Origin of the sequence: Leptolyngbya sp. GGD (genome assembly GCF_026735145.1) — a bacterium.
GTDB classification, from domain to species: domain Bacteria; phylum Cyanobacteriota; class Cyanobacteriia; order Leptolyngbyales; family Leptolyngbyaceae; genus Leptolyngbya; species Leptolyngbya boryana.
Window position 1 is genome coordinate 84,036 of the sequence record NZ_JAPQKE010000007.1, and the last position, 25,510, is coordinate 109,545.

General features: G+C 47.5%; 33 protein-coding genes and 3 pseudogenes. 8 read left to right on the plus strand and 28 right to left on the minus strand.

Annotated elements, in window-relative coordinates:
* Positions 1-4: 4 nt before the first annotated feature.
* Together OU814_RS24945 and OU814_RS24950 are read left to right on the plus strand one after the other, a co-directional pair.
* Positions 5-733, plus strand: a complete 729-nt coding sequence (locus OU814_RS24945) for a DUF899 domain-containing protein (protein WP_268242438.1) — start codon at positions 5-7, stop codon at positions 731-733.
* A gap of 65 nt (positions 734-798) precedes the next feature.
* Complete coding sequence (locus OU814_RS24950) at positions 799-1,314, plus strand: DUF1579 domain-containing protein (RefSeq protein WP_190650615.1); 516 nt, start codon at positions 799-801, stop codon at positions 1,312-1,314.
* Positions 1,315-1,525: 211 nt separating this feature from the next.
* Here OU814_RS24950 and OU814_RS24955 read toward each other — a convergent pair whose 3' ends face one another.
* The 9 genes from OU814_RS24955 to OU814_RS24995 all read right to left on the minus strand — a co-directional run bounded on the left by OU814_RS24955 (position 1,526) and on the right by OU814_RS24995 (position 7,431).
* On the minus strand, positions 1,526-1,798 hold the full coding sequence (locus OU814_RS24955; RefSeq protein WP_268242439.1) for a hypothetical protein: 273 nt from the start codon (positions 1,796-1,798) through the stop codon (positions 1,526-1,528).
* A 74-nt stretch (positions 1,799-1,872) separates the two neighbouring features.
* On the minus strand, positions 1,873-3,354 hold the full coding sequence (locus tag OU814_RS24960) for a serine hydrolase domain-containing protein (protein WP_268242440.1): 1,482 nt from the start codon (positions 3,352-3,354) through the stop codon (positions 1,873-1,875).
* A gap of 87 nt (positions 3,355-3,441) precedes the next feature.
* Positions 3,442-4,056, minus strand: a complete 615-nt coding sequence (locus tag OU814_RS24965) for a type 1 glutamine amidotransferase family protein (protein WP_017291493.1) — start codon at positions 4,054-4,056, stop codon at positions 3,442-3,444.
* A 105-nt stretch (positions 4,057-4,161) separates the two neighbouring features.
* Entirely contained in the window at positions 4,162-4,728 is a 567-nt protein-coding gene (locus OU814_RS24970) for a GNAT family N-acetyltransferase (RefSeq protein WP_268242441.1), read from the minus strand.
* Positions 4,729-4,749: 21 nt separating this feature from the next.
* Positions 4,750-5,154, minus strand: coding sequence for a VOC family protein (locus OU814_RS24975; protein ID WP_017291495.1), 405 nt, complete (start codon positions 5,152-5,154; stop codon positions 4,750-4,752).
* A gap of 191 nt (positions 5,155-5,345) precedes the next feature.
* On the minus strand, positions 5,346-5,630 hold the full coding sequence (locus OU814_RS24980; RefSeq protein ID WP_268242442.1) for a hypothetical protein: 285 nt from the start codon (positions 5,628-5,630) through the stop codon (positions 5,346-5,348).
* 88 nt (positions 5,631-5,718) lie between these two features.
* Positions 5,719-6,279 (minus strand): putative glycolipid-binding domain-containing protein, encoded by a 561-nt coding sequence (locus OU814_RS24985; protein WP_268242443.1) that lies wholly within the window; start codon positions 6,277-6,279, stop codon positions 5,719-5,721.
* A 6-nt stretch (positions 6,280-6,285) separates the two neighbouring features.
* Positions 6,286-6,783, minus strand: a complete 498-nt coding sequence (locus OU814_RS24990; protein WP_026149050.1) for an anthrone oxygenase family protein — start codon at positions 6,781-6,783, stop codon at positions 6,286-6,288.
* A gap of 15 nt (positions 6,784-6,798) precedes the next feature.
* The gene (locus tag OU814_RS24995; RefSeq protein ID WP_268242444.1) at positions 6,799-7,431 is read right to left on the minus strand and encodes an FMN-dependent NADH-azoreductase; all 633 of its coding nucleotides are present in this window, start codon (positions 7,429-7,431) and stop codon (positions 6,799-6,801) included.
* A gap of 215 nt (positions 7,432-7,646) precedes the next feature.
* On the opposite strand from OU814_RS24995, the gene OU814_RS25000 reads away from it, so the two are divergent.
* Positions 7,647-8,219 (plus strand): dihydrofolate reductase family protein, encoded by a 573-nt coding sequence (locus tag OU814_RS25000; RefSeq protein WP_268242445.1) that lies wholly within the window; start codon positions 7,647-7,649, stop codon positions 8,217-8,219.
* On the opposite strand, the gene OU814_RS25005 is transcribed toward OU814_RS25000, so the two are convergent.
* Positions 8,216-9,187 (minus strand): helix-turn-helix transcriptional regulator, encoded by a 972-nt coding sequence (locus OU814_RS25005; RefSeq protein ID WP_190650627.1) that lies wholly within the window; start codon positions 9,185-9,187, stop codon positions 8,216-8,218. The genes OU814_RS25000 and OU814_RS25005 overlap by 4 nt on opposite strands.
* Positions 9,188-9,295: 108 nt before the next feature.
* Between OU814_RS25005 and OU814_RS25010 the strand changes: the two genes are divergently transcribed.
* Together OU814_RS25010 and OU814_RS25015 are read left to right on the plus strand one after the other, a co-directional pair.
* Positions 9,296-9,730 (plus strand): ester cyclase, encoded by a 435-nt coding sequence (locus tag OU814_RS25010; RefSeq protein WP_268242446.1) that lies wholly within the window; start codon positions 9,296-9,298, stop codon positions 9,728-9,730.
* 65 nt (positions 9,731-9,795) lie between these two features.
* Positions 9,796-10,704, plus strand: a complete 909-nt coding sequence (locus OU814_RS25015; protein ID WP_268242447.1) for an SDR family oxidoreductase — start codon at positions 9,796-9,798, stop codon at positions 10,702-10,704.
* Between the two features lie 22 nt (positions 10,705-10,726).
* Here the strand turns inward: OU814_RS25015 and OU814_RS25020 are convergent, their stop codons facing one another.
* The 14 genes from OU814_RS25020 to OU814_RS25085 form a co-directional block, all read right to left on the minus strand.
* Complete coding sequence (locus tag OU814_RS25020; RefSeq protein ID WP_268242448.1) at positions 10,727-10,876, minus strand: hypothetical protein; 150 nt, start codon at positions 10,874-10,876, stop codon at positions 10,727-10,729.
* Positions 10,877-10,942: 66 nt separating this feature from the next.
* Positions 10,943-11,344, minus strand: coding sequence for a RidA family protein (locus OU814_RS25025; protein ID WP_268242449.1), 402 nt, complete (start codon positions 11,342-11,344; stop codon positions 10,943-10,945).
* A 227-nt stretch (positions 11,345-11,571) separates the two neighbouring features.
* The gene (locus OU814_RS25030) at positions 11,572-11,880 is read right to left on the minus strand and encodes a hypothetical protein (RefSeq protein WP_017285487.1); all 309 of its coding nucleotides are present in this window, start codon (positions 11,878-11,880) and stop codon (positions 11,572-11,574) included.
* A 107-nt stretch (positions 11,881-11,987) separates the two neighbouring features.
* A complete protein-coding gene (locus OU814_RS25035; protein WP_268242450.1) occupies positions 11,988-12,683 on the minus strand; it encodes a stage II sporulation protein M in 696 nt (231 codons plus the stop codon).
* 53 nt (positions 12,684-12,736) lie between these two features.
* Positions 12,737-13,528, minus strand: a complete 792-nt coding sequence (locus OU814_RS25040; protein ID WP_268242451.1) for a CPBP family intramembrane glutamic endopeptidase — start codon at positions 13,526-13,528, stop codon at positions 12,737-12,739.
* 28 nt (positions 13,529-13,556) lie between these two features.
* Positions 13,557-14,279, minus strand: coding sequence for a CPBP family intramembrane glutamic endopeptidase (locus tag OU814_RS25045; RefSeq protein WP_268242452.1), 723 nt, complete (start codon positions 14,277-14,279; stop codon positions 13,557-13,559).
* A gap of 35 nt (positions 14,280-14,314) precedes the next feature.
* Positions 14,315-15,277 (minus strand): CPBP family intramembrane glutamic endopeptidase, encoded by a 963-nt coding sequence (locus OU814_RS25050; protein WP_268242453.1) that lies wholly within the window; start codon positions 15,275-15,277, stop codon positions 14,315-14,317.
* Positions 15,278-15,328: 51 nt separating this feature from the next.
* Positions 15,329-15,616, minus strand: coding sequence for a hypothetical protein (locus tag OU814_RS25055; protein ID WP_026148303.1), 288 nt, complete (start codon positions 15,614-15,616; stop codon positions 15,329-15,331).
* Positions 15,617-15,663: 47 nt separating this feature from the next.
* Positions 15,664-16,119 (minus strand): peptidoglycan-binding domain-containing protein, encoded by a 456-nt coding sequence (locus OU814_RS25060; protein WP_268242454.1) that lies wholly within the window; start codon positions 16,117-16,119, stop codon positions 15,664-15,666.
* A gap of 68 nt (positions 16,120-16,187) precedes the next feature.
* Complete coding sequence (locus tag OU814_RS25065; protein WP_268242455.1) at positions 16,188-16,745, minus strand: DsbA family protein; 558 nt, start codon at positions 16,743-16,745, stop codon at positions 16,188-16,190.
* A 102-nt stretch (positions 16,746-16,847) separates the two neighbouring features.
* Entirely contained in the window at positions 16,848-17,528 is a 681-nt protein-coding gene (locus OU814_RS25070; RefSeq protein ID WP_268242456.1) for a GOLPH3/VPS74 family protein, read from the minus strand.
* Between the two features lie 331 nt (positions 17,529-17,859).
* Positions 17,860-18,297: an RDD family protein gene (locus OU814_RS25075; RefSeq protein ID WP_190653393.1), complete on the minus strand. Its 438-nt coding sequence runs from the start codon at positions 18,295-18,297 to the stop codon at positions 17,860-17,862.
* A gap of 463 nt (positions 18,298-18,760) precedes the next feature.
* Positions 18,761-19,420 (minus strand): response regulator, encoded by a 660-nt coding sequence (locus OU814_RS25080; protein WP_268242457.1) that lies wholly within the window; start codon positions 19,418-19,420, stop codon positions 18,761-18,763.
* On the minus strand, positions 19,417-21,708 hold the full coding sequence (locus OU814_RS25085) for a PAS domain S-box protein (protein WP_268242458.1): 2,292 nt from the start codon (positions 21,706-21,708) through the stop codon (positions 19,417-19,419). Before OU814_RS25085 ends, OU814_RS25080 begins: the two co-directional genes overlap by 4 nt.
* Positions 21,709-22,250: 542 nt before the next feature.
* On the opposite strand from OU814_RS25085, the gene OU814_RS25090 reads away from it, so the two are divergent.
* Positions 22,251-22,409 carry a hypothetical protein gene (locus tag OU814_RS25090; protein WP_154660816.1) on the plus strand — a complete coding sequence of 53 codons (159 nt, stop codon included), beginning with the start codon at positions 22,251-22,253 and terminating at the stop codon, positions 22,407-22,409.
* Between the two features lie 163 nt (positions 22,410-22,572).
* Here the strand turns inward: OU814_RS25090 and OU814_RS25095 are convergent, their stop codons facing one another.
* The 3 genes and pseudogenes from OU814_RS25095 to OU814_RS25105 all read right to left on the minus strand — a co-directional run.
* Positions 22,573-23,313, minus strand: a complete 741-nt coding sequence (locus OU814_RS25095; protein WP_268242459.1) for a MerR family transcriptional regulator — start codon at positions 23,311-23,313, stop codon at positions 22,573-22,575.
* Positions 23,314-23,373: 60 nt separating this feature from the next.
* The gene (locus OU814_RS25100) at positions 23,374-23,817 is read right to left on the minus strand and encodes a nucleotidyltransferase domain-containing protein (protein WP_326498331.1); all 444 of its coding nucleotides are present in this window, start codon (positions 23,815-23,817) and stop codon (positions 23,374-23,376) included.
* A gap of 113 nt (positions 23,818-23,930) precedes the next feature.
* Positions 23,931-24,077 (minus strand): annotated as a pseudogene (locus OU814_RS25105) (transposase); the annotation flags it as partial.
* Between the two features lie 176 nt (positions 24,078-24,253).
* Here OU814_RS25105 and OU814_RS25110 point away from each other — a divergent pair.
* A complete protein-coding gene (locus OU814_RS25110) occupies positions 24,254-24,439 on the plus strand; it encodes a hypothetical protein (protein ID WP_268242460.1) in 186 nt (61 codons plus the stop codon).
* Positions 24,440-24,463: 24 nt separating this feature from the next.
* Here the strand turns inward: OU814_RS25110 and OU814_RS25115 are convergent.
* Positions 24,464-24,607, minus strand: a pseudogene (locus OU814_RS25115) (IS3-like element ISAcma13 family transposase); the annotation flags it as partial.
* Between the two features lie 158 nt (positions 24,608-24,765).
* On the opposite strand from OU814_RS25115, the pseudogene OU814_RS25120 reads away from it, so the two are divergent.
* Positions 24,766-25,438: pseudogene (locus tag OU814_RS25120) on the plus strand (IS6 family transposase).
* The last annotated feature ends 72 nt before the right edge of the window (positions 25,439-25,510 follow it).

A 25,510-nucleotide genomic window follows, 5' to 3' on the forward strand; every position in this document is an offset into this window, starting at 1 on the left:
CACAATGGTTCAGAATACAATTTCACATCCAAAAGTTGTTGGAAAAGATGAGTGGTTGACTGCTCGGAAAACATTGCTTGAACACGAAAAAGAGTTGACTAAGCAGCGCGATCGTATCAACGCAGAACGACGTAGGCTACCAATGGTCAAACTTGACAAGGAATACGCTTTTGAAGGATCAAACGGTTCTACCAAACTCGTTGATTTGTTTGAGGGACGAACTCAACTGATCATCTACCACTTCATGTTTGCACCAGAGTGGGAGAAGGGCTGTATGGGTTGCACAGGCTTTGTTCATTCGCTGGGCGATTTATCTATGCTGAATGAACGGGATACGACCTTTGCGTTAGTCGCGCGCGCCCCGTTCCCCAAGTTGGAAGCCTACAAGACGCTGAAGGGATGGACGCTTCCCTGGTATTCGTCCTTTGGTAGTGATTTCAACTACGATTTCCATGTCACGCTGGATGAAACTATTGCACCCACCGAATACAACTATCGAGACAAGGCGGAGTTAGAGCGATTAAACGGACCCAATGTAATACAAGGCGAGAGCCACGGACTCAGCGTTTTCTTCCGTCTAGGCGACGATGTTTTCCACACCTACTCGACCTACGCCCGTGGCGTTGAATCCCTCACTGACTCCTACAGCCTGCTGGATATGACCCCCTACGGACGGCAGGAAGACTTTGAAGACTCACCCCCTGGATATCCGCAAAAGCCGACCTATGGATAGAAACGCGGCACTTCTACGTTAAATCTACTGCGATCTCACTTCTCATTCATCACAAGGAGAACAAAATGGAAACGATTCAAACTGAACAAACTCCATCTATGCCTGCTCAACCGCAGAAAGAACATCAGTGGCTCCAGAAACTCGTTGGTGAGTGGACGTATGAAATCGAAGCGATGATGGAACCTGATCAACCTCCCGTCAAATCAATGGGAACAGAAACGGTGCGCTCTCTGGGTGGACTCTGGATATTGGCAGAAGGACAGGGTGAGATGGGTGGCTGTGGTTCTGCAACAACTCTGATGACCCTTGGCTACGATCCACAGAAACAGCGCTATGTGGGCACCTGGATTGGCTCAATGATGACGTATCTCTGGATATATGACGGTGAACTAGATGCTTCTGAAACTGCACTAACACTCAACTCTGATGGACCTGTCATGACGGGTGAGGAGAAGCTAGGCAAGTACAAAGATGTGATCGAGTTCAAGAGTGACGATCACCGGGTATTAACCTCACATATGTTGAGCGATGATGGGCAGTGGCAGCAGTTCATGACCGCCCATTATCGACGCAAGCAATAAGCCGTATTGTTCCATTGACGAAACCAAGTCCTGCAAAAAAGCTTATTCTCCATGCGATACCCAATAGGGTTTGCCATTTGGGTATCGCATGAATCTTTCATTTCCACGATAGTCATCTGAATGCTGGGTAATCAGGGAGAGAAGGCGTACCTCTCCAACGCTGCTGCAACAGATCCAACAACCGACTAGCAGTGCCGCGTAAACCAGGAAGTTAATTGAATTCTTGCGTTGTTGTAATGAATGCTTCTAAGCGAGCCAAAATCCGTTGGCGGGTAGTAGAAATTCCCCAATTCAGATCTTTTCGTAAAGCAGATTCAAAATGTCGCGTTAATGTATCCAACATCCAGTAGCCACAAGCTCTGACTAAAGCTGTTTCAAAGATGGAATCACTCTCTACAATTGGACGCTGCTTGGTTAGGATCGTGCGATAGGTATTTTCCATCTGTTGCACCCAGCGGATCGACTCTTCTAGGTACCTGGGCATAGACAAAGTTAATTAATTGAAGCGGCAAAGCTTTTAATGGGAACTGAAAAACTTTCGTACCACATTAGGCTTGCTCATCTTCCGCTTTCCTTCGACTGCCTATCATTAGCACAAGCGATCAGACGGATCGTTCCGTTGATGGAACCCAACCCTGCACACAGACCCAGCCAAAGCATAACATCGGGCATCGCTCGGAAGAGTTGTTGGTAGTTGAAAATGCGATCGCTCATCATCCCTACTAGCCAAGGCATCGCTAGTGTGACAACTAACGGGAAAAACATCCATGCAATACCCAATAGAATTTGCCATCTAGATGTTGCGCGGGTCTTTCGTTTCCACTGAGGAAAATACAGTAGACTACGAATCGCTAATGCTACACCAATAGTTGTCAAGATTGCGAGACTGATACCCCAGAGATTAATGTTAAAACTATCTGGAGGAAGCATTCCATCTGTCAGTAATTGAATTAATCCCGCTTTAATTTGCGGTAGTGCAAACGCAATGAGCGACGTTGCACTAATGGTGTAGAGCAGAGCAATACCGTACTTTTCGTCCGGTGATACCGCAACATCGGTGTAGAACGTAGACAAAATACCATTATGTTGGAGAATCTTTCTGCCATTTTCCGTTGTGACAAACCATCCCATTGCATAAGGACTTTTAATTTGCGGTGGTGGCGTATGCATGAGAGCCATGCTGTCTAAAGTTAGAAATTGCTTGTCTTCAAACCGTCCCTCATTCGTGTGCAAAATCAGATACTTCGCCATATCCTCTGCCGTAGAAATAACGCCAGCATTGCCGCCCAGATAGCCCGATAGTTCTTGAGCCGCAAACGGGATTGCGAACGCCATTAGATGTCCCGTTGCCATATGATCACCGCGCTGAAGTGCCTCAGCCATTGTTGTGGCATGAAATGTCTGGGACATCTGAAGCGGGATGAAAATGTGCGATCGCAAATACTCTCCAAAAGATTGACCGCTGACCACTTCCACAACTTGTGCCAAGACATCATAGTTAGGATTGAAATAGTGAAATTGGGTTCCAGGAACCGCAACAGGACGAGCTTTTTGCAAACTCTGTATTCGCTCTGCATGTGTAGTGGGTTGGGGTAGAAATGCTTCTGAAAAGCTCAGGTCAGATAACCCACTGGTGTGATTCAGTAAGTGACGAATCGTGATTAGATCAGCCGTTTTAGTATCAGCCAGAGTGAAGTTTGGCAGGTGTTGTTTCACAGGGGCATCCAAATCAATTTTCCCAGCTTCTACTAATTGCAGCACAGCGATCGCTGTAAAGGATTTGCTCAGTGAGGCGATCGGAAATGGGGTTTGTGGCGTGACAGGTTGCTGAGCGATCGCTTTACCATAGCCTTTGACATACATCACCTGATTTTCGTGGGTAATTGCTAAAGCTAGACCAGGAATGTGTTGAGTGGTCATCTGGTGAGTAATGAAGCGATCGATTTTCATCTCAAGGCTTGGCTGAACCGCGTTTGCTCTGAGTTGGAACACCAGCACAATCAACGTCCCTAGCAGAAGTAATCTGTAGCGCAACCTCATTCTGTCTTTCATCATCGCTAGTCAACTTACGCGATCGCGTCTCTTTTTCCAGAATAGATCGTTTAGATCGCCTCACTTGAAAATAGGTCAAGTGGTTAGCTGTTCCAGCGTGAAGTAGTACGAGGCATCCCCCGTTTTGAATAGCCTATACCAGGCTTCTAAGACGGGAGGCTCGTAAAGGTCGAGTTTCTTGAAGATGTGGTAGGCAAACTCAAGGGGTGCAGTGGAGTTCGCTGTAATGACATTACCGGAAGTAACAACGGGCTGATTTTGATACAGGGCTGCCCCTCGATAATTTGTTACTTGCAGATACTCTGGGGCATTGCTGGTGTGAGGAATATCATCCAGAATGCCAGCACGTGCCAATCCTGCGGTTGCACCACAGATAGCAGCAACCGGAATATTCGCTGCCAACAATGCTTTCGTAGACTCCAGAATTTTCGAGTTTTCACCTCTATCCCAAGCTTCACCACCTGGCAAAATCAGCATAGCTCCCGGTTCCAATTCATCGAGGGTGATATCAGGAAGAATTGTGAGTCCGCCGATTGTGGCGACAGGTTCAGCGTCTAAACCAACCGTTTGGATCTGATACTGTCCCGGCTGTTTTTGCATATCTGGATTATTGATTCCAGCGACAGCATATCCTGTTTCCCAGTCAGCAAGCGTGTTAAATACAAACAGATGAACAATTTGTTTTTCCATAAAACATCTCCTAATCTCTAAACCTGCACGTGGGGAGGAAATAGCCCAAAACCAATCATCCGAGGTAGAATATCTTGAATTACGTTGCTTCCTCTTCCAACAAGCTCAATTAACCGAACGGGGCAAAGGAAATAAATGCTCCCATGATTCTCTGGTAAGCTGCCACTTAATCTGGCTCCACCCCTGCATCTGCATCCAGTCAGAACCCGGTTGTGCATCGAGCACCTGGAATCCGTAACGTTCTGCTAGCCGGGATACTCTCAGGTTAGCACTCACAGAAATACCGATAATTTCCTCCAGTCCCAAATTGCGGAACCCAAAATCAATCAGTGCTTTCCCGATTTCGATCGCATAGGCATAACGCCCCCAGTACAGAGGTGCTAGCTCAATGCCAAGTTCTGCCTGCCCAGTAGCATCATTATCCTGCCGCAATCCACCACAGCCAATTAATTCCAGATTGCGGCGATCGATGACTGCTAACTGGTAATTGCATCGCGGAACGTCGGTTGCCCACTGCACAAACCGTTGAAACAGTTGATCAGTAAAGTCAGGTGTCACTTCTTCCGGTGAACAGAACTCGGCATAACGAGGGTCAGCATGATAGGCAAGGAATGCAGGCTCATCCTCCTGAACAAAATCACGTAGAAGAAATCGTTTGGTGATAATCTCCACAGCTTCCTACCCAATGAACAGCTATCTATTGGTCAAATCAAAATGAGGGTTCCAAGCGACTTCCCACAGGTAACCATCTGGATCGGCGAAGTAGCCAGAATATCCACCCCAATCAGTATCTTGTGCAGGTTTGAGCATGGTAGCTCCTGCCGCTCTTGCTTGTTCAAGGACGGCATCGACCGCTTCCTTCGACTTCACATTGTGTGCCAGAGTAAACCCTGAAAAACCACTTCCTGCTGCTGAAATGTGAGCATCGGCTGCAAGTGCCTCACGCGCATAAAGAGCCAACCAGGTTCCTCTAAGATTCAAAAAAGTCACACCCTCAAACTCTTCTTTCGCAGGTAAACCCAACCCCTGCTTGTAAAAGGCAGTGGAGCGAACAAGGTCAGAAACTCCGAGCGTAATCAAGCTGATGTAGGGTTCCATAAGTTAGATGGTTCGTCATGTACTCCTTAAGTTCTATCGCTTTCCTGTTGGTTTGTGAGAGAGGCGGGCTGGGGAAGCGTGAATTGATTTACGTGCTGAAATAAACAGGAAGAGAGGAATTCTCATACGTCGCTCATATTCCTCCTGGCTTGAGAAATTTTGAGCTTGCGGGCGTGATTCTCGGATATGTTCTAGCGATTGGGTTGTTTGAATAGTCCGGCAGCTAGCAAAACAATACCCGTTAAGAGGAGATAAGCGTTTTGAAGAAGATAACTGTCAGCAATGATTTTTCTTAAGGCAATGATCTCTGGACTATCCGTTAAGACGCTACCGCGTTGATTAACCAGTGACGAGATTAATAGATTAAGACGAAGGCTAACAAGTGACGGTAGAAAAAATAGAATAATGAAGGCGATCGCAATCATTTTGATGCCGATCAGGACTAAGTTGGAACTGGAAGAAAAACGTCGCAACATGGTTGAGTTATCGGAGAATGAGAATCTGCGAGAGTCATCCTTGATTGGTCATCCTGTCCCTTTATCTTCTGCTAAGCGAGTTTGATGTTCATATCTCCTGCGCCCAAAGTTGAGGATAACGAGTGATTGCCCCATAATCATCTACTTCTAAAACATTGGCATAGCCTGCATCGGGCGATGTGTACTTGTAGCTATCGTGGGATAATCGGTGGTAGTGTTGTTCCAATCGTTTCAGCATGAAGTCTGGAAAATCTAGCCATGCAGCAGGGGCTGGCGATCGCGCTCCAACCGCCAACGCCAACCGACGAATGGCAATCAAATTAGTGGCTGGAGTAAATCCTAGATCTAAATCAATGCAGTCTGCTGCGTTCTGTAATTCTTTGTCATTGATACTCCAACGATTATTTGGAGTACGAGCAATTGTCAGAGCAATGATTGATTTACCGATATAACCTGAAATGTTTGCGGTGCGGGTTTCCCAGTTGCTATCAGTATTCACTTCATAGGATAAAAGACAAGGCTGTTGCTCAAACAAGAAGATGGCTGTTCCAGATAATTGCCAACCATCACCAGACTTCCAGAGACAACAACTATCGTGTCCAGGACAATCTAATCTGCGCCAAAGAATCGTATATTCCAGTGAATTCATCGGACTCTACGGTTTTGGTGAAGCATTGAGTGCCATTGTGAATAAGGCGGCTGCGATGAATGCGGCGATCGCCCGCACATGATTCCAAAACGTCCAATTCGTCAGGTATCTAGCCCAGAGATTTGCACCTTCTGGACTGTTGGGATTGGCAGCAGCTAACGCATCATTCAGCGGAACGTTAAACACCATTGTCACTCCAAAACAACCGATCAGGTAGAACAAAGCACTGACCAGCAAATAAGCAGTACCGGGTTGTTGCCATCGGAGGAGTGAAAAGGCAATTAAAATCAGACAAACAAGACTCGTCCCCAGAAAGGCAGCCATAAACCAGGGATTAATCACCGTAATGTTGATGGATTGCATCGTGGCAATTCCCTGAGCGGGAGGTTGTTGAGCCAGAGCGTTCATAACAAAGGTTGAGAAGGCGAAGAATACTCCAGCGATCACCCCACACCCAAGGGCTGCAAATAGTTTCAGAATATACAGATATGTAATTCCTACCATAACCAGCATTTACTCCTATGCAGCAACTAGCTCAGCGATTTTGTGACGAGCATTGGCAATTGATTCTGCTAACGTTTGTCCACCAGACTCATCATTTTCGACGTGAACAGAGGTAATATCTGTGATACCCATAAACCCGAAAACGGTTGCGAGGTAAGGGGCATGATGGTTCATGGCTTCGTAGCGTCCACCTGGTTGAAAGCCAGAATCCCCCCGTGCTTCAATGATACACATTTTCTTGTCGAGGACGAGCGGTGTATACACATTACCAGACTCATTGGATTCAATATCAACGGTGCGCCCGATGCGAACAATTTGGTCGATATACGCCTTGAATCCGCTGGGAACGCTAAAGTTATACATGGGAACACCGATGACATAAATATCTGCTGCCAGAAATTCGTCTACCAGTTGATCACTGAGGCGAATCGCTTCCTGGAGTCGGGGGGGGTATTGTTCGGGCGATGAAAAAGCTGCTGCAATCCAGGCTTCATAGACATGGGGAATGGGATTGCGACCCACATCTCGATAAGCGATCGCATCATTGGAATGGCTCTGTTGCCACTGTTGGACAAACTCACGAGTCATACGACGAGAATGAGAACGCTCTCCACGGGGACTTGCATCAATGTGTAGCAACTGTGCCATTTGTTTCTCCTAATTCACAGATTGATTTCTTCAGACCCTTTATAAATTAGGAAAATGCTCTATCGTCTCGCTATCTTATTCTTGCAGCACTATCACCTTCCTGAGATGAGTTGCTGAACAAGCAGTGATCAACGATCTATCCAAAGACAGATAAATTTTGCTCTCACCTGGTTGGGTGAAGTGAGTTAAGACGGTGATTTGAGAGGGTACTGTGTATGTCTAAACTCATTTATCTAATTTCTTGTACGGTCGATCGCTTTATTGCCCGTAAAGATGGTTCGTTTGATTTCTTTCTAATGGAGGGAGAACACGTTGCGGATTTGCTTTCTACTTTTCCTGAAACGATTCCAGATCATTTGCGAGGAATGTTAGGCATTACGGTTGAGAATCAGCACTTTGATAGCGTTTTGATGGGACGCAGAACTTACGAAGTTGGCGTTAAAGAGGGAATTACAAATCCCTACCCGCACATGAAGCAGTATCTTTTTTCCCGTACTCTTCAGCAAAGCCCCGATCCTGCCGTTGAACTGGTTTCATCTGATCCAGCTACCTTTGTTCAAGCACTCAAGCAGCGATCGGGTAAAGATATTTGGTTGTGTGGGGGTGGAGATTTAGCCACTGTTCTGTTTCCAGCGATCGATGAGGTGGTTTTGAAAGTACATCCCTTTCTCCTTGGTTCAGGGATTCCACTCTTCTCTGGAAAGATTCCACTCACTTCTCTGGAATTCACCGACAGCAAAATTTATAAGAACGGTTTCATGTTGTTGCACTATCAAGTGAATCATTAAGCCATGCCTTTGGTATAAAGTGAGATCGCCTCCTTTGCCGCTTGCAACACGCGATCGCGTAACTCTAGGGGTTCAATTACTTCCATCTGTCCACCAAACCCCAATACATAGGCGCAAGCTGCTTTCTCAATATCAAACCGAAGTGAGATATGAACCCACCTATCAGCATCGGGGGCATCAATCATCTGTTCGATACGAGCAAAGTACCCCGCATAACGTAGCCAGGGCATTGCCTCGGGAGCAACTCGCACCGTTACGCCATAGTAAGGGAGATTTGCTTTGAACTCCATCATCGATCGCTGCCAATAGTTAGCTAAATTGAACCCAACTGGACGAATACAATGAGAATCCAGCAGCACGGCATTCTGCACTCGTGAAATGCGGTAAGAGCGCACGTCTTCATCCACTGCCGCGACCAGATACCAGACACTTCCTTTGGCAACTAATCCCAACGGGTTGACCAATCGTTCAATTCGCTGACCGTTTCCGCGTTCGTAGCTCAACAAAACTTGCCGTTCCTGCCAAATGGCGGCTTGCAAAACCGGAAATGCTGACATTTCTTCATCCCAGTGCTGCCATCCAGTTGGGTCAACGTGGATGCGCTGGCTCACTATTTCTGCTTGCTGACGATTGGCGGCGGGTAAGGCGGCTAGAAGCTTGAGTAACGCAGCTTCAAACGCCTGACCCCACCCTAAATCTGCAAGTAGATGAGGCGACTTTGGCACAAATAACGCCTGAATTTCTGCCAGGTTGAGTCCGGTCAGCGTGGTTTGATACTGCTCCAACAACCCCCATCCACCACCCTTACCCCGTTCTGCCACTACTGGAACTCCTGCACTGCTGAGAGCATCCATATCTCGATGAATGGTACGCTCAGACACTTCCAGTCGCTCTGCCAGTTCTCGTGTGGTTAAGCGAGTATGAACCTGCAACAGCATTAGGATAGAGAGGAGACGATCGGCACGCATAACGATTTCTGGAACCCTGGCAACTTCTTCTACACTAACGCCGAAATATGACAGGGGGTGTCATGAAGTCGCCCTTATGCTGTGAGCATGACCGTTGGGGGAAAGCTAATGACGACCAATGACACGCTTGAACGCAACAAAGCCATCTATCGACGTTATATCCAACAGGTATTTAACAAAGGGAGAGTGGATCTGTTGGATGAGCTTCTGTCTCCGTCTTATGTTTATCATGAAGCACCACCCGGAACGTTACCAGGGGCTGAGGGGATTAGGCAAGTCGTGTCTATGTTTCGTGCCGCGTTTCCTGACCTAGAGATTACGATCGACGACCAAATTGCTGAAGGCGATCAAGTTTGCTCACGCGCCACTACGTGCGGAACGCATCAGGGAGAAATCTTTGGGATACCTGCAACAGGCAACGTCGTAGCAATGACGGGGATGACGATCGTGCGAATTGTTGACGGTCGGATCACCGATAGCTGGGTAAAAAATGATGTGATGGGACTGATAAACCAACTCAATGCTGGCTCTGCATCTCGATAAGCAAATGAACTATCCCAAGAACAGTGAATTGAATTTACTTTTTAGAACAATTTTGAGAGGTCATTATGCAACCACTAAAAGATAAAGTAGCGATCGTGGCGGGAGGCACTCGTGGAGCAGGGCGAGGCATTGCAACCGAACTGGGTGCAGCCGGAGCGATCGTGTATGTGACAGGACGAAGCACCCATACCCAACGATCAGATTACGATCGCCCAGAAACCATCGAGGAAACCGCAGAGTTAGTGACTCAAGCTGGTGGAAAGGGCATTGCCGTTCAAGTGGATCATTTAGACCCAGAACAGGTGCGATCTCTTATCGTTCGTGTGGAGCAAGAGCAAGGGCGGTTAGATATTGTGGTAAATGATATTGGAGCAGAACATTTTGCCGAGTTTGATAAACCCATTTGGGAAGTTGATTTAGACCGGGGATTACGCCTGTTACGATCGGCGATTGAGACTCATCTCATTACCAGTCACTTTGCCCTGCCACTGCTGATCCAGAAGCCAGGAGGATTCGTCGTTGAACTCACCGATGGAACAGCAGATTACAACAATCAGCACTATCGGCAAGCCTTAATTTATGATGTCGCAAAGAATGCAATTATTCGGATGGCGTGGGCATTAGCGCAAGAGCTTCAACCGCATGGCTGCACAGCAGTGTGCCTGACTCCCGGTTGGTTGCGATCGGAAATGATGCTGGATAGTTTTGGTGTGAGTGAAGCGAACTGGCAGGATGCGGCAGTCAAGGAACCGCACTTCATCGTTTCCGAAACACCCCACTTTGTTGGACGTGCCGTTGCTCATCTGGCGGTTGATCCGGAGGTCGCCCGTTGGAATGGTCAATCGCTTTCCAGTGGTCAACTTGCTAAAGTGTATGGTTTTACTGATTTGGATGGTTCTCAACCGGATGCTTGGCGTTACATTCAGGAGGTAACAGAAATGGGCAAACCTGCTGATGCAACTGGATACCGATGAGATCAGCACTTACTCTGATTCTCTAAGGTGGGCGATCGCCCGAACACGGTTCCAGAACGTCTAGTGCATCAGGATCGTTGTCGTCGGTGCAGAACGACAAAAATCTTTCATAGTTGCTTTGGGCGATCGCCGCGTTTGCCGCTTCTAAGATGGCTTTACTGTTGTCTGACATCTAAATTTCTCCTCTGTTCAAGTGGATACTTTAACGGAGCCGCCTCTGCTGCCACTGATACGAAACTCATGGAACAATTGCAGTAACGCGGATTTCAATTCGCATCGTTGGAAGTCCAAGAGCCGCGACTCCTACCTGTGTCCAAATTGGGGCATGGTTGGGCATGTAATGGCGATATAGTCTGACCATCACATCGTTAACCTCTGGGGGCAACCCGCCAACATGGTAAGAATTGACGTGGACAACGTGCTCCCAACCCGCCCCGGCAGTTGCCAGGGTTTGCTCCACGTTCCGAAACGCCTGAGCAATCTCGTCCGCGAGCGATTCAGGAATTTGTAGGTTGTCATTCCAGCCACCTTGACCGGATGTCTCTACGCGATCGCCAATCTTTACCGCTTGCGAGTAATGCAAGTTATGCATCATGTATTCCCCATAGCCGGAGGTAACAAAAAACTCGGGCTTATTCATGGTGTTCCTTGTTCTGATTTAGATACTAATGTTCAGGATTCACTTGCCATGTAATCACAATGATTTCTGCAAGTATTAAGACGGCTAATAGCCACGAAAACGCTTGTAACATGGCTTCCATCGTCCAGTTCTGACTCTCAAGCGCGATCGCCGTCAGGCAAACTCCGAGCGCTAGATACAGGTAAAGTAAACCAGGTAGATCATTTCATTACTTTCTCCGATGAAGCTTATTCTCTGTACCAGACACGCACACATTGAAAGCAATTGATTGCAAGACCCTGGCTGATCATCACTGGGTGGAAAGCATTACTGGTCGTCACTCCGTAGACATCATCACTGGTGCCTTCGATGCGATCGGGTAAAACAACGGTTTCAACATTGATTACCTGTATCGTTGTACTTTCGATCCACTGATTTACAGTACTAACAACATCAGAGAAGGATTCATAATCGGAAGCTCCGCCGAAGGGTCCCCGTTCAGTAATTCGAGGCGCAAAATCTTTGTACTTAATCAAAGCCACTTCATCTTGTCTCATTCTGCTTCTCCTGTTTTAATCAAGACCGACTTTCAGCCCAAAATCAAACTGCGAACAGTCTGTAAAACCCTTCACAGTAAAGTTTTGTGGGCAGTATCACCTACTGGCTACAACAACCATTGGGTCAGCGGAGGAACCAGGTAGCGCAGCGAGAACGCCTCCCAGATCGCACCGACGATGAACAGTGGGAGCGTGGATAGACTTAGCCAACCGAACTGTTGCAGCCCACGGACGTAACCCTGACGATGGTTCCGAGTGCCGATGGTGGTGGGGCGAACCCAAGACTGACCAAGGATGTATGCGCCAAACATCAGGAGGGCGTAAGCTTGGAATTCGATGAGTATTGTCAGCGAGTGCGGGATCAGTGCCACCGCCATAATCTTGGTAGTCGGAGCCATCGCTAAACCCAGAGTGAACGTCTTATACGCAAACATGGCGATACCAGCAAAGGGAACGATCAGCGAAGGGAGCACGATCCACAGCGCGCCGGTCGTGAGGTTGACTCCCAGGATAGTCAGCGAGAACAGCCAGGGGTTATTGAATAGCGATCGGACAAGAGCCGCCGTTCCGTTGTCTTCCAGGATGGCTGCCTGAGTTGCGCTCAGGTTGGGGAAGACCATCGCCACTACCAACCCGATGATGACTAAGCCATACACAATGGCGTTGATAGTGAGGTAGGCGCGAAAATTAGTGCCAATGATCTGAAAGGGTTTGCGAAGAAATCGCCGAAGCGGGTATTTGGCACTAGGAGTAAGCGATCGTTGTGGAGACTGGTCTTTGGTGGCGATCGTTTTGCGTGACATGTTTTAGCTCCAATATTGGGTGATGGCTACAGTGATGCTTGCCAGCAAAAAGCTTAGGCAGATCTTGCCAGCAAAAGGCTAAGAGCAAAGGAAAAGGCATGAAAGCTGACATGGGCTAACATCGCAGCCTCAAGCGAGTATTGCCAAAAGAGCCAACCAAACGCGATTCCCACAATCCCATTCAGTAACAGCGCCCGAATAATCACAACTGGAGTGAGGGGAGCGATCGCGGCAGTCGCTGGCAGGTGTAGCAGTCCAAATACCAACGCGGCTAGAACGATCGCACCTTGATAAATTCCTTGACTTGGCAGCGTAACGCCTTGTTTTAGACCTTTCCATGCGATCCAAACAAGCAGCGACATTAAACCCCAACGCATCAAAATTTCCTCAGTGATGCCGCCATAGAACATTGCTGTGAGCAAATTCAACCAACTTCGTTCTGTATTATTGGCTGCCCGTAGTGCTTCAGGTAGGGCAGGTTGCATCAACCGATCGAGCAAAAAGAGAACGAGCGCTGCCGCTGCGCCCACACCCAAACTCCACTTCATCTCAACAGCAAAAGATAGAGACTTAGTGGTATGAAACACCCAATGATCAACCAAATGGGAGCGTAATCCAACACGGTAGGCACAACCAATGCCGATCAGAATGCTGATTGCCAGTAGAACTGAATACTGTAGTCCTTGCAGAAGCATTAAAATCCACAATGGAGGCACTTTTTCCATTGTTTCTGGAGACAGTTTCGCTAACTGTTGCTCGATTAAAGGAATAGACGTGACCGTAAACATCACAATTCCCACACTGCCCAATACAAATAAAATCCCGAATTGTTTCAGAATTGCCATTGGTTTAATCTTCAGATGCTCTGTCCTATTAGCTCATGCCAGCAATTATCATCACCGGGATTGTAGGCAAATTGAAAACGACGTGAACAACGACAGCAGTCCAAATTGATCCGCTATGGCGGAAGATCTCGGCAGTAGCGAGACCAGCCACTATAGCTGCGGGAAAGACAATATTGATGCCATGAACGAGGGCAAAGATCAGGGTGCTACCCACAACCCCAATGAAAGGACCATAGCGCAGCAGCGCGTTGGTGACGACCCCCCGAAAGAGCAACTCCTCGCCGAGGGGCGTGACGATTCCAAGGAAAAATGTTGCTAAAACCAAAGATAGTACTCCGCCGCTACCGCCCTCTGCGTACACACTCTGGACACTGTTAGTGTTCCCGGTGATCTGAATCCAACCCAGAACAGCCAGCCCTTTGAGTACGAAGGCAACCAGTCCGACTCCGATCGCGATGAGGAACCAGCGCTTAGAGACCGGACGCAAACCAAAGGCGTTCAGGGAACGAATCCGCAGTAGCACTGCTGCTGCAAATCCGGCAATTCCAGCGATACCAGAGAGCGCGGTGAAGACCAGTCCGTAAACCACGGGGTTAAGACCGAGCCGCTTGAGTTGCGAGCCAACCCCGATTCCCACGATCGCGAAGACGACAAGACCGACGGCGATTTCAGACCAACCCGGACGGGAGGCACGGTTTGGTGCGATCGCGGCAGGGGTCTTTTGTGGGTGGTTAGAAGACACTTTGGACATGGTGATGAACTCCTTTGATCGAGTTGCTGATGGGTTCAGGAATCGACGGGTTCGGCTGCCTTGTCACGCTTGAACACCTTGTAAGCGATCGCCAGGAAGACGGGAATCAGCACGAGAGAGGTGATGTCGTAGAATCTTGCGTGGTACTCATTGATGCTGAATAGGGCTGGCGCGGAGAAGAAGCTTCCAGACCAGTTGAACAGGAGAAAATACGCGATGTTGTTGGCAAAGTGTGCGCCGATCGCAAGCTCGGTCGTGCCGTCGATCAATGAAACGATCGCATACAGCAGACCCGTGCCGACGAAGATTCCGACGAACATCCCGATCCAGCCACCCTCCTGTGACTCTGGGTTAGTGGCGTGCGGCAGGGTGAAGATCACGGCTGAGACGATCGCCAGAAACACACGGTTCGACCAGATTAGGCTTGCACCCTGCACAATGTACCCGCGAAAGAAAAGCTCCTCGGTGGTCGTCTGGATCGCAGTGAGGATTAGCGCGATCGGTACAAAGAGCGCGAACGTCTTGAGGTCGGAGTTGAAAGAGAAGCTATCGGGGTAGAGGAGGTACTGCCCCAACCCGCCGAGCAGTACCCAGGGCACAAATCCAGCCACGAAGCCGTGACCGACGCGCCGCCAACTGATCTGCTCCCGCGCCGTGATCAGCGTCCGGGGATGGCGCTGGTGGATGAGGGTGACGGCGATGAGAATTCCTGCGAGGAACGCCGGAAAACCTGCCATGGACACGACGAAGCCCCCCACAGGACCAAACGCCGCGAAATCCAGCCGACCAAACGCAGCGGCACCCTCTTTGCCGCCGAGCGCCAGCGCGACGATCGCACTGGCAAAGTTGGCGACGACCATCCATGCAAAGAGGATAATCATCAGCCCCAGAACATACCGCCACCACCGATACTTACCCCACCCAGCAGCCTCGACGTAAGTCGCGTCTTTCACTTCCGTTCCGATTCTCGGCGTTCCTTTGGTTGCTTTGAATCTCATCTTTGTCTCCTTAACTTTTGTGTGGATGTAGTGCCTGGATCTGACCGCTAGTTACGTGGGAGAACGCTTACACTGAATTGCTTTCACATTTCGTAGATAGCTCAACTCAGGCTCAAAATCCGTAGGACAGAAAGCATACACAATGTCCTGAGGTTGGCTAATGACTAAACGGTAAGCGGGTGGAATTCCTTCAGAACTTTCAATCACTTCAATTCTGGGAATCACCTGTGGACTAATTTGAGCCAGAGATGGGAAACTGAACAGCAACAATAGGCTGACCAGTATTGTTGCTGAAATAACTCGCGGGGATTGTTGAAGCCTGGACAGAATCTTATTCATTAGAAGTGTCCTTATGAGTTTTTTCGGAAGTTTTTCTGAATGATTAATTAGGATTTCCAGGGAAGCGGCGATCGATAGGGATTCTCCCGCATATCCAGCACTTCCCAAGTCATAGGGTTGACCTGTCCTGTGACGGAGATGTCGTAGCGTTGTTGTAAATCTCTCACCGCAGACTCTGTAATCGCACCAAATACACCATCAACAGCAGCACCATTGGGAGTTCCTAACCTGACTCCGGCAGCATGCAAAAAACCATTATCCGAGAGAATTTGCTGCAACATTTGTACCTCTCTACCGCGATCGCCCCGTCTTAGGGTTGGCAATGACAGATCCGTGTAGGCGGTTGCAACGAGAATAGGAGATTGTTGCGGTGGAGCGGTGGCGATCGCTGGGTGCGTTCGTGAACTCCCAATCACTCCTGTCACCGTGATGATTGATAGAGTAGTTTTAGCAAATATCGCAGTGATTCTAGAAGTTAATCGTCGTATTGTGGTTAATTGCATCATCTTTCTCCTATTTGTCGCTATGAATGATTTGCATCGTGTAAGCGAACCTGTTTTGAGGGTATTCCTTAATAACTTGCAGCAATCATAGCTGTCGTCAATTCTGTTATTTTCCAGCGTCTGGTATAGCGAATGTTGTTGATAAATAGGGCTGGAGCCGTTTTTACTCCACTGTGTATTCCACCTTCGATATCTTCATTGATGCGATCGATATGGACATGTTTAGACAAGTCTTTGAGAAACTGCGGAATATCAAGCTCCAAATCGTTGGCGTATTCTAGAAGGTAGCCGTTCTCTAACTTCTGTTGATGAACAAATAAAGTATCGTGCATTGACCAAAACTGTCCCTGGGCAGCGGCGGCTTCAGCAACTTCGGCGGCTCGTTGAGCATGAGGATGAATCTGTGTTTGCGGAAAATGACGGAAGACAAAGCATAAATAATCTTCTCCAAGAGAAGCACTATGCTCTTGTTTGAGCCGTTTAATCAGCTTGTAAGCGTCCGCACTTTTAGGGTCTTGATAGTCTCCATACATCACCAACACAACCTTTGCACTCAGCACACCTTGCATCCAATCTTGGGTTGAAGGAGGGACAAGTAAGGGACTGTGACTACTATCGTCGTTCATTTTTCTACGTTTGCATCAAGCAGAACACTCTGGACAAGTCTGACAGAAAAGCTTTCCTGTCAAATTTTCCCGGGCTATCGTTCTATAAAACTCCTAACGATTTCATCTGACATTGACTGCACCCAGAGTCGCGGCTGTTTGAACGGTGAAAATTGCTTTTGAAACTGCTTTGCCGACCAACTCCCCTTCTGCGATCGCCTTAATTCGCGATCGTGCTTCAGGACGTTCTTCAGGCGTGAACATCGCATCGGTCAGGTGAGAGGCTTGCATCAAACTAATCAATGCTGCCATTCGAGAATTCAGTCCAATGCCTTCTAATACGGCTGCACGAACTTGCTGGACAATCTCGCGTTGAATGGATTCATCGGTGAGAAAATATCGCTGCGTTGGGAACAGTCCAAGAATGCGTTGCTCTTGTCGTTCTAAAACACCTAAATCAACTAAGTTCTGCAACACAATCGTTTGAATGCCCAGGTATCTTCGTCTCCAGCGAGTCACCCAGAACCTTGCAGTTCGAGGACGAGACGATGCTAGAACCTCACTGAGGCGTTGGTCTAAGAATTCATTGCCTGTGTTGCCTGTGATTCCTGCGGAGTTGCGCAAAGCGCTAATCGCACCGATCACATGATTGTCGTTGTCGATCTCAAGTTTGCCTTGCAGTACTAAGTCTAGTAATAAAGAACCGACCAAGCCATAGTCGAGTGCAGAGTACCAAGAAAAGCGAGTTTTCCCAGTTTGGGGATTGAGTGCAAGAAGGATTAAGTCCTGTGAAAGATATTGCATGATGAATTCATGATTGAGGTGTGCTGCGGTTCCTTCGGAGTTGCGCCTCGGCACTAATCCCAAGTTGGATGCCGAAAGGTGAGGATCTTAAACGGCTTCTGTCTATATGCCTGTGCGATCAAAAAAGGAACATAGTCAGGGGCCGAGCATTGAAGCAGGGAACCTTGCTATAAAAGCTGGGAAAAACCTGATGATTTAGGACATGCCTAGCGTAAGCAACTTGAACATTAGCTGAATCACTTTGAGTCGGTGACTGATGCGTTAGCGTAACGCGAGGAACTTTTGTCAGCAGTCAGAGTTTAATACTCACCGTTATCTCCTGGTTCAACGTTTATCCTTTCAGCACGACCGTATTAAAAATCTTGTCGTGCCAAGTTTGCTGCTGTTCATCGACAAAGAACCAGAGGTAACCTAAACAAAAGATCAGACTACTCAGATAGTATCCGATCGAACCGCGCAAACCCGCTACTACAAAAGACAAAGAACTGTAATTAACTTTAACAACTCGGATATTCATCATTCCCATTCCAATAGATCGTTCTCGACGACTCCAAAAGTAACCAAAGTACAAAAAATGCCCAAGCCAGAGAACAAGCAAAAATCCGATCAAGCCCAGAGACAGTAATAAGTCGGGAATTTGTATCTGACTCCGGTTATAGACTCCAGCAGCTAATCCAATCGCAAACATCGCTAGCGAATAGAGAATTATAAGAATCGCTTGATCAATCAACCAAGCCAAAAAACGTTGCAAAAAGTTTGCCTGAGGCACCTTTATACTCCTATTTCAATAGTTCCCAAAGTCTATCTAAGGCGAGTTCGGGATAAGAAATCACTCAATACGCTTTGGCGAATTCCAACCGCCGAGCGCTCAGGAATTATCTCGAACTTACATTAGCGTAGGTTCTGCTAGCAGCGAGCAAATTCATCTAGCACTAAACGAGAGAGTTGCGATTGCAATCATTCAAACGCCCCTTCTTGATAGGAATAGTCCGACGGCTCGTAGTAGATGGCTACATCAGTCAGTTGAATTAGCGCATTGCCACTCCGGTCATAAATTTATTTTCTGACTGTATAACTGTTTGCATAAATTCAATATAGGAAATTGCCTTCAGTCCGTCGCCTACAGTGGGTTGAATTTTTTACAGTACAAATTGATAGAGTGCCCCTGCGATCGCAAAGTAGAAGACTGGTTATAACTTAAGTTAGAATCCGAATTCGATCGAAAGTACACTCTACAAACTGACAATGCCGCGTTTAACGGCAACAATCACAGCTTGAGTGCGATCGCCCACATCTAACTTATTCAAAATCCGATTCACATGAGATTTAACCGTACCTTCCCCAATACTCAAAGCAGTGGCAATCTCAGCATTACTCATTCCCTGGGACAGTGAGCGGAGTACTTCTAGTTCTCGTTCACTCAGTTCTGGATTGCTGAGGCGCTGTGCTAACTTTGCTCCCACATCTGGCGGAATATACTGCTGACCCCGATGGACGGTGCGAATCGCATTCAGAAGCTCGTCCGGTTCAGTTTCTTTCAACAGATACCCTTTGGCTCCTGCCTGCAATCCCCGATAAATATCTTCGTCACTATCATACGTGGTCAGCACAATAATCCGAGCCGATTTAGCGATCGCACAAATTGCAGCAATGGCGGCAACGCCTTCCACTTCCGGCATTCGCAGATCCATCAGCGTGACATCCGGTTGGTGTTCCTCAAATAGCGCGATCGCCTGTTCCCCATTTTCAGCTTGGGCAATCACGTTCATCTCTGGATCACGGTTAATAATCGTGGCTAATCCTTGCCGAAAAATAGCATGATCGTCTGCAATTAGAACTCGAATTGGGGGTATGGGGTGTGAGGTGTGGGGTGTGGGGTGTGGAGTAGTCACTGGTTATACACTCCAACTACCACAACAATCTCTGTTCCTTGTCCAGGCTGACTCCGAATCGTGAGTTGTGCGCTGATGCGCTCTGCTCGTTCGCTCATGCCGAGTAAGCCAAATCCCTCAGAAGATGGAATACTGCCCACTCCAAAGCCCTGTCCATTGTCTTTCACGCGCAAGCAAAATCGATCACGATCGTAAACTAGCTCCACTCGAATTTCGTTAGCATGGGCGTGTTTAATCGCATTGGTTAAGGCTTCCTGCCCAATCCGCAGTAGATTACTCTCAACTTCACTCGGTAGAGCATACACTGCACCCTCAATCTCATAATACAAAGTGGTATCTAGTGCGGCAGTTCTGAGTTGAGCGACGAGACGATGGAGCGCACTCTGTAGACTTCCTTCCTCTAAAAGCTGAGGACGGAGCGCGACGACCGATCGCCGTGCTTCAGTCAGTCCAGTTCGCGCCAATTCTTTGATCAGGTCTAGGTGCGCCTGGGTTGCTTCTACATCATCCGTTAGCACCTGGTTTGCCGCTCCGACTTGAGCCAGAATGCCTGTAAACGACTGAGCAAGGGTGTCGTGAATCTCGCGTGCCATACGGTTGCGTTCTTCCAGAATCGATGCGGCTTCTGCTTGCTTTTGCGGCGTAATATCTCGCGCCAACCAAATCACCTGCTCATGCCGAATCGGGGAAATGCGAGCCGAAAACCAGATTTCTCGTCCAGCTATCCACTGACTGTATTCAACTGTAAGTACTTGTTGAGTTCTCAACACCTGCTGAATATAACTCAGGAATTCATCGGCTTGTTCCCTGTCATAGAGTCGATGCAGGGTCTTACCAATATACTCCTCCCGATATAACTCTCCATAGGACGGATTCCCTTTGATTGCACAGATCAATTGCCCCTCACCATTGAAGATACACATTGGATCGGGAATGGCTGAAAAGAGCGATCGCAGTTCTGCTTCAGAGGCTTGCAACGCGACTTCTGCCTGTTTACGATCGCTAATATCCGCAATCACTCCTTCGATGTAGTCATCCCCTGTATTCAGATAAGAAGAGAAAAGCCCCCAAAAGACTGTCCCATCTCGTTTTCGCATCTGTGCTTCATAGCTTCGCACTTCCCCATCCCGCTTCATCACCTCGATGCCTTGTTGGCGATCTCTGAGATTGACCCAGTAGCCTGTAGTGTGTTCAATCCCAATCATCTCCTGGGGTGAATCAAAGCCAAACAGATCGGCAAAGCGTTGATTAGCATCGAGAATTAATCCATCACCGATACGAGTACGGTAGATACCAACCTGCGAGTTTGCAAAGATGTTGCGGAACTTGGCTTCACTGCGTTGTAATGCCTCTTCTGCTTGTCTACGCTGAGTGGTGTCATTGCCCACCGATAAGATTTCAACGACATCTCCCTGGTCATTAAAAATAGCTTGATTCGACCAGACCATCCAAATGCGCCGACCGTCTCGACACAGGTTTTCACCCTCGCCTTGCGGGTACGATTTGGGATTGCGAAGTAAATCATGGACAAAGGGTTTAACATCGCGTCCAGAGATTTCGATGTCTGGAATGATGGTTTCAAATAAGGTTCGCCCTAAAATCTGATGTTCTTCATAGCCCAGAAGTTTTATCCCATAATCATTGATGTAGCGAATCCGTCCTTGCGGATCGTAGCGAATGATGACTGAATTCGCAGTTTGTAGCAGGTTGCGATAATTTGCTTCACTTTGTCGTAATGCGTCTTCTGTTCGTTCGCGATCGATGATCTCCTGCTGTAGGGCTTGAGTTTGTTCTTCTAGTTTCCTTTCCAGTGTTTCGGCATAGTTTGCTAACCGTTCATACTGCCGAGTATTTTCTAGTGAAATTGTTGCCTGAGCTATCAACAGTTCAAGGATTTGTAAGCGATCGCGGGTAAACACTCCGGTACTGAGATTGTTCTCTAGATAAAGGATGCCGATCAGCTGACGTTGCTGAAGAATTGGCATACACAGGAGAGATCGCGTCTGGTGGTGTTGGATGTAAGGAGCAGTTGAAAAAGACAATTCGGTGACTGCATCATCAAGCACTAAAGTTTCTTGAGTGCGTTCTACCGAGTGAATGACGGAGACAGGAATCGTTGCACAATCAGCAACAGCAAGCTTTTCCAGGTCACACTGTCTATTTCCGCTGCATTGAGCGACTACAATGAGTTGATCCTCTTCCAAGAGAATCAGAGCGCCCCTTTCGGCTCCTGCATATTCGATCACCCCCTGCATCAATGTGGCTGTTAATTGCTCAAGATGGATCATTAAATGCTCCTCCGACGAAGGACTGTCAGCCACCTCCCAAAGTATATCGCTTGACAAAATCCAGAAAATTAAGCTTCTGGACGAATTTTTTGAAGGTTTTCCAATGGTTGCATTAAAGCCTTGAATGATGAGATATAGTTTGTCAGATTCTTAAGCCATTAGCGAACCTACTTGGAGATTATCCCAGTGAGGCGTTTGAACTGTTGTGTCAGATGGCTTTAACTAAAGAAACCAACTTATAAGCCGATGCCTACGTCAACATCTCTCTAACAGGAGGAATTTTGCCAATCTGTAAGCAGATCATTCATCAAGGGCTGCTGTTGTCTCAATCTAACTGATGTTTTGAGAGAGACAAATGTGGTAACACCGATGTCAGCAAGCAGGGCATGAGTTTGCCAGAAACTTTATCCATTCTCACGCAGTTTCCGACGAGTTCGATACGATCGATAAAGCAGCAATTTTTAAGACTCAAGCGATCACTACCAGGATTTGAACTTCAGGACCACAATTAATCGACAACCTCAAATGCGGAGGAATCAGTGATGGGAAATTCACAACGTAGCATGGGTGCGAGTATTGCTTTGGGTTTATCGATTGGAGTTGCAATTGGATTAATCGTAGAAAATCTTGTTTTTGGAATCGGCATTGGTTTAGCTGTTGCGATCGCTCTTAATCTTGTGCTTGAGCAAAGTAAAAGATAAATCTCAACAGAGGCATAATATGTCTTTTGCCATTGGACTGAGCCTCATTACCCACCTGTTTTTTCCCGTTGCTGGTTTAGTTGGGCTGTGGCGAGGAAATGAACTCAGCGCTCTTAATGCCCTATAGTGGGCGATCGCAAGCAAATCAGACCGCCCACTTCTATCACTCGGATTGCTCCAGAGCAGATCTAGCTCTGGCCAAATATTCCATCATCGCTGCATCGACCATTCCTCGACTAACCACTTCAGGCTGCTCCTGTTGCCACATCCGGTTTAAGGCTTGTTCAACTCCAGGATCACCTCCTGTAAACGCTTGGATTAATTCAATTGATCGTCGCGCTAGAGCTTTAACGGGTTCGGCGGTTAGATCAGTCCCTTTCGCCATCTCTACCTGGACTTGATCAAATAAATCTTGCCAGTCAGCTTGAACTTGCTGAATCCGTTCTTCGCCTAATGATTCCTGACGTTGCCGAAGGGATTTCAATTGTTCAGGGGTGTAATATCGTTCCAACATATTCATTGCCTCAATGGTTTGGATGACTGCTTCCACAGATACGGTTTGCATCGAACCCACCGCTTGAGCGATCGCGTCCAGTCGATTGAGCAATTTTTGAGAAAGTTCAATTTGCTCACGCAGGCGGGCAGTATGGAGTTGAATAATGTGATCGAAGGAAAAACTGTGTTGCTCTAGGCACTCACGAATTTCTTCGAGGGAGAAGCCAATTTGCCGCAGCGATACGATTTGCTGCAAGCGAATGATGTCTTCCCTGTCATACAGTCGATAACCTGCTTCAGTGCGATGAGAGGGCGAAAGTAAGCCGATTTCGTCATAGTAATGTAACGTCCGTACCGAGACCCCAGTTTGTTTTGCGAGATCACCGACCTTGAGTGCAACTGATTGCATCTTCCCCTCCTGACCTAGTCCAGACAACCTTAAGCTGTGAATGCATCTATGGTAAGAACCTCACGCTCCGTCAGGGTCAAGGGGTGAAGCCAAAAAGTTTTTGAACTGCTCATGTAAGTTTTGTGTTGCAGTTTCACCAAACGATTCTCTGGCAAGCGCAAAACTCGAAAAATCTTTGGGTCGCCACTCGCTCTGTGGAACTTCTTCAATGTAGTAAAAATAATCCCAGAGAATGGCTGCCCAACTGGTGCAGCGTAGCATCCTACCTCCAAGACTTCCTGTGGGTTCGGATGGGCAGGTTCCCGGAGGTAAGCCTTCAAGCTCATAGCTCTCTTCAACGCGAATACAGGGTTCACAGTCCAGGAGAATGCCCTGCATTTCTGCCAGAAAACCGTAGGAGGTTTGTTCTGTAATGACACCACCAAGGGAGTGTAGTAACGCCAGAAACTCAGTAATGCGATCGCCTGGATACGCAATATCAATATCCTTATGCTCACGGGTGATGCGATTTAATTTGGCATCGGTGCCTTCTCACGCGAAGCGTGTTCGCCCAGCCACCCTGCAACCACAATGGCAGATTTATCTGATCTGCTGCCGAAAATATAGCCCGACCTAAGTACGTTAGGACTATCTCTAAAAGCGGCATCGACACAGTCGCGAAAGGTCTCAAATTCATCCCAGCGTTGCCGCATCCAATTCTTCAGCACAAACCACCATCGCTCGATTTTGTTCAAATCTGGTGAATAGGGCGTGTAATCAATATCGACACGAAAGCAATGCTGATCCCCTTCCACCTGCCCGCACAGAACTTCCGGTTGAAACTTCCATTCTTCCGATTCCACAGCGCCCTTTTACAAAAGTGGCAATTATTCCACCCGATTTAAGATCAGATTTACGAAATCAGAGTTCTGATTTTAGCGAGGAGCAAGGTTCAGTAACGATGCCTATTCAGCTTGATCTGGACTATTGGCTTCAGCAGATCGAAGCACTTCCAGATGAAACGCTGCAAGTCTTGGAGGAGAAACTTAAGCAAATTGCGGTTGCGATCGCTCGCCGTAAGCAAATCTCTCAATGTCAAGAATGTGAAATGCCCCCTTCAATTCAGACAGAAGCACAAACAATTTAAGCATAACGACTTTCTACCACATTTCTACTTCTGTTGTTCATTCCATTTCTGCTCGTATTCCTCAGGAGTTAAAGAACCCAATGGTGAATGTATTCTCTTCTTCATGTACACGTCCTCCAAAAATTGCTCGATCTGCCCATACGCTTCCGTGAAATTTTGGGTGGTGCTACAGAAGTAACGATTTGTTGTAGGCATGAACAAAGTACCAAATTGCACCAATATGGTTTTCTAAGGTTGTGTCGCAAAAATGGTAGGGTATGGAAGCTCAATTTTCTCTAGCTCTGCTCTCAATGATGGCCGATTCCTTGTTCAAATGACGGCACTTTTTGCCAGAAATCATCTTGCTAAATGTACTCTGATATTGTCGTTATGCCTTGAGCTAGTGAGATTTGGAGGAGATGATGCAAGAGCGTGGAGTCGCCGTGGATCATTCCACCCTCAATCGGCAGGTATTGAAATATGCTCCAGAAATAGACAAGCGAATTCGTCCATTCTTGAAGCCCACGAACGACCCGTGGAGAGTCGATGAAACCTATATCAAAATCCGAGGAAAGTGGAGATACCTGTACCGAGCGGTGGATTCGGAGGGCAACATGCTGGACTTCATGCTGAGTGCGAAGCGAGACGGGAAAGCTGCAGCGCGCTTCTTTCGCAAGGTGCTGGGAGCGAAACACACTCAAACGCCACGAGTGATTACGGTGGATAAAAATGCCGCTTATCCAGTTGCTGTAGAAGAATTGAAGCAAGACCAAATATTGAAAGCTCAAACCAAATTGCGGCAGAGCAAATATTTGAACAACGTGCTTGAGCAAGACCACCGGAACATCAAACGGATTGTCAAACCAATGATAGGATTTATCATTCAGCAGTGCAAGGAGAACACTGCGAGGGATCGAGGCAATGGCGATAATTCGCAAAGGACAGGTGAAAGGAATCATTCGTAGGGACAGGGTGTCTGAAGCAGAATTTATCAATGAACTCTTTGGAGTAATTGCTTAAGGCGATACAGATGAGATCCGTTCGTTTGTTACTTCATAATCTTTCACAACCCTTTAATTTGCCTTAAGCTTG

What these genes read in the sequence shown, in the direction of transcription:
- OU814_RS24945 (WP_268242438.1), top strand. Translation starts at nt 5, where the DNA reads ATGGTTCAGAATACAATTTCACATCCAAAAGTTGTTGGAAAAGATGAG.
- OU814_RS24950 (WP_190650615.1), top strand. Translation starts at nt 799, where the DNA reads ATGGAAACGATTCAAACTGAACAAACTCCATCTATGCCTGCTCAACCG.
- OU814_RS24955 (WP_268242439.1), bottom strand. Translation starts at nt 1,798, where the DNA reads ATGCCCAGGTACCTAGAAGAGTCGATCCGCTGGGTGCAACAGATGGAA.
- OU814_RS24960 (WP_268242440.1), bottom strand. Translation starts at nt 3,354, where the DNA reads ATGAGGTTGCGCTACAGATTACTTCTGCTAGGGACGTTGATTGTGCTG.
- OU814_RS24965 (WP_017291493.1), bottom strand. Translation starts at nt 4,056, where the DNA reads ATGGAAAAACAAATTGTTCATCTGTTTGTATTTAACACGCTTGCTGAC.
- OU814_RS24975 (WP_017291495.1), bottom strand. Translation starts at nt 5,154, where the DNA reads ATGGAACCCTACATCAGCTTGATTACGCTCGGAGTTTCTGACCTTGTT.
- OU814_RS24980 (WP_268242442.1), bottom strand. Translation starts at nt 5,630, where the DNA reads ATGTTGCGACGTTTTTCTTCCAGTTCCAACTTAGTCCTGATCGGCATC.
- OU814_RS24985 (WP_268242443.1), bottom strand. Translation starts at nt 6,279, where the DNA reads ATGAATTCACTGGAATATACGATTCTTTGGCGCAGATTAGATTGTCCT.
- OU814_RS24990 (WP_026149050.1), bottom strand. Translation starts at nt 6,783, where the DNA reads ATGGTAGGAATTACATATCTGTATATTCTGAAACTATTTGCAGCCCTT.
- OU814_RS24995 (WP_268242444.1), bottom strand. Translation starts at nt 7,431, where the DNA reads ATGGCACAGTTGCTACACATTGATGCAAGTCCCCGTGGAGAGCGTTCT.
- OU814_RS25000 (WP_268242445.1), top strand. Translation starts at nt 7,647, where the DNA reads ATGTCTAAACTCATTTATCTAATTTCTTGTACGGTCGATCGCTTTATT.
- OU814_RS25005 (WP_190650627.1), bottom strand. Translation starts at nt 9,187, where the DNA reads ATGCGTGCCGATCGTCTCCTCTCTATCCTAATGCTGTTGCAGGTTCAT.
- OU814_RS25010 (WP_268242446.1), top strand. Translation starts at nt 9,296, where the DNA reads ATGACGACCAATGACACGCTTGAACGCAACAAAGCCATCTATCGACGT.
- OU814_RS25015 (WP_268242447.1), top strand. Translation starts at nt 9,796, where the DNA reads ATGCAACCACTAAAAGATAAAGTAGCGATCGTGGCGGGAGGCACTCGT.
- OU814_RS25020 (WP_268242448.1), bottom strand. Translation starts at nt 10,876, where the DNA reads ATGTCAGACAACAGTAAAGCCATCTTAGAAGCGGCAAACGCGGCGATC.
- OU814_RS25025 (WP_268242449.1), bottom strand. Translation starts at nt 11,344, where the DNA reads ATGAATAAGCCCGAGTTTTTTGTTACCTCCGGCTATGGGGAATACATG.
- OU814_RS25030 (WP_017285487.1), bottom strand. Translation starts at nt 11,880, where the DNA reads ATGAGACAAGATGAAGTGGCTTTGATTAAGTACAAAGATTTTGCGCCT.
- OU814_RS25035 (WP_268242450.1), bottom strand. Translation starts at nt 12,683, where the DNA reads ATGTCACGCAAAACGATCGCCACCAAAGACCAGTCTCCACAACGATCG.
- OU814_RS25040 (WP_268242451.1), bottom strand. Translation starts at nt 13,528, where the DNA reads ATGGCAATTCTGAAACAATTCGGGATTTTATTTGTATTGGGCAGTGTG.
- OU814_RS25045 (WP_268242452.1), bottom strand. Translation starts at nt 14,279, where the DNA reads ATGTCCAAAGTGTCTTCTAACCACCCACAAAAGACCCCTGCCGCGATC.
- OU814_RS25050 (WP_268242453.1), bottom strand. Translation starts at nt 15,277, where the DNA reads ATGAGATTCAAAGCAACCAAAGGAACGCCGAGAATCGGAACGGAAGTG.
- OU814_RS25055 (WP_026148303.1), bottom strand. Translation starts at nt 15,616, where the DNA reads ATGAATAAGATTCTGTCCAGGCTTCAACAATCCCCGCGAGTTATTTCA.
- OU814_RS25060 (WP_268242454.1), bottom strand. Translation starts at nt 16,119, where the DNA reads ATGCAATTAACCACAATACGACGATTAACTTCTAGAATCACTGCGATA.
- OU814_RS25065 (WP_268242455.1), bottom strand. Translation starts at nt 16,745, where the DNA reads ATGAACGACGATAGTAGTCACAGTCCCTTACTTGTCCCTCCTTCAACC.
- OU814_RS25070 (WP_268242456.1), bottom strand. Translation starts at nt 17,528, where the DNA reads ATGCAATATCTTTCACAGGACTTAATCCTTCTTGCACTCAATCCCCAA.
- OU814_RS25085 (WP_268242458.1), bottom strand. Translation starts at nt 21,708, where the DNA reads ATGATCCATCTTGAGCAATTAACAGCCACATTGATGCAGGGGGTGATC.
- OU814_RS25090 (WP_154660816.1), top strand. Translation starts at nt 22,251, where the DNA reads ATGGGAAATTCACAACGTAGCATGGGTGCGAGTATTGCTTTGGGTTTA.
- OU814_RS25095 (WP_268242459.1), bottom strand. Translation starts at nt 23,313, where the DNA reads ATGCAATCAGTTGCACTCAAGGTCGGTGATCTCGCAAAACAAACTGGG.
- OU814_RS25110 (WP_268242460.1), top strand. Translation starts at nt 24,254, where the DNA reads ATGCCTATTCAGCTTGATCTGGACTATTGGCTTCAGCAGATCGAAGCA.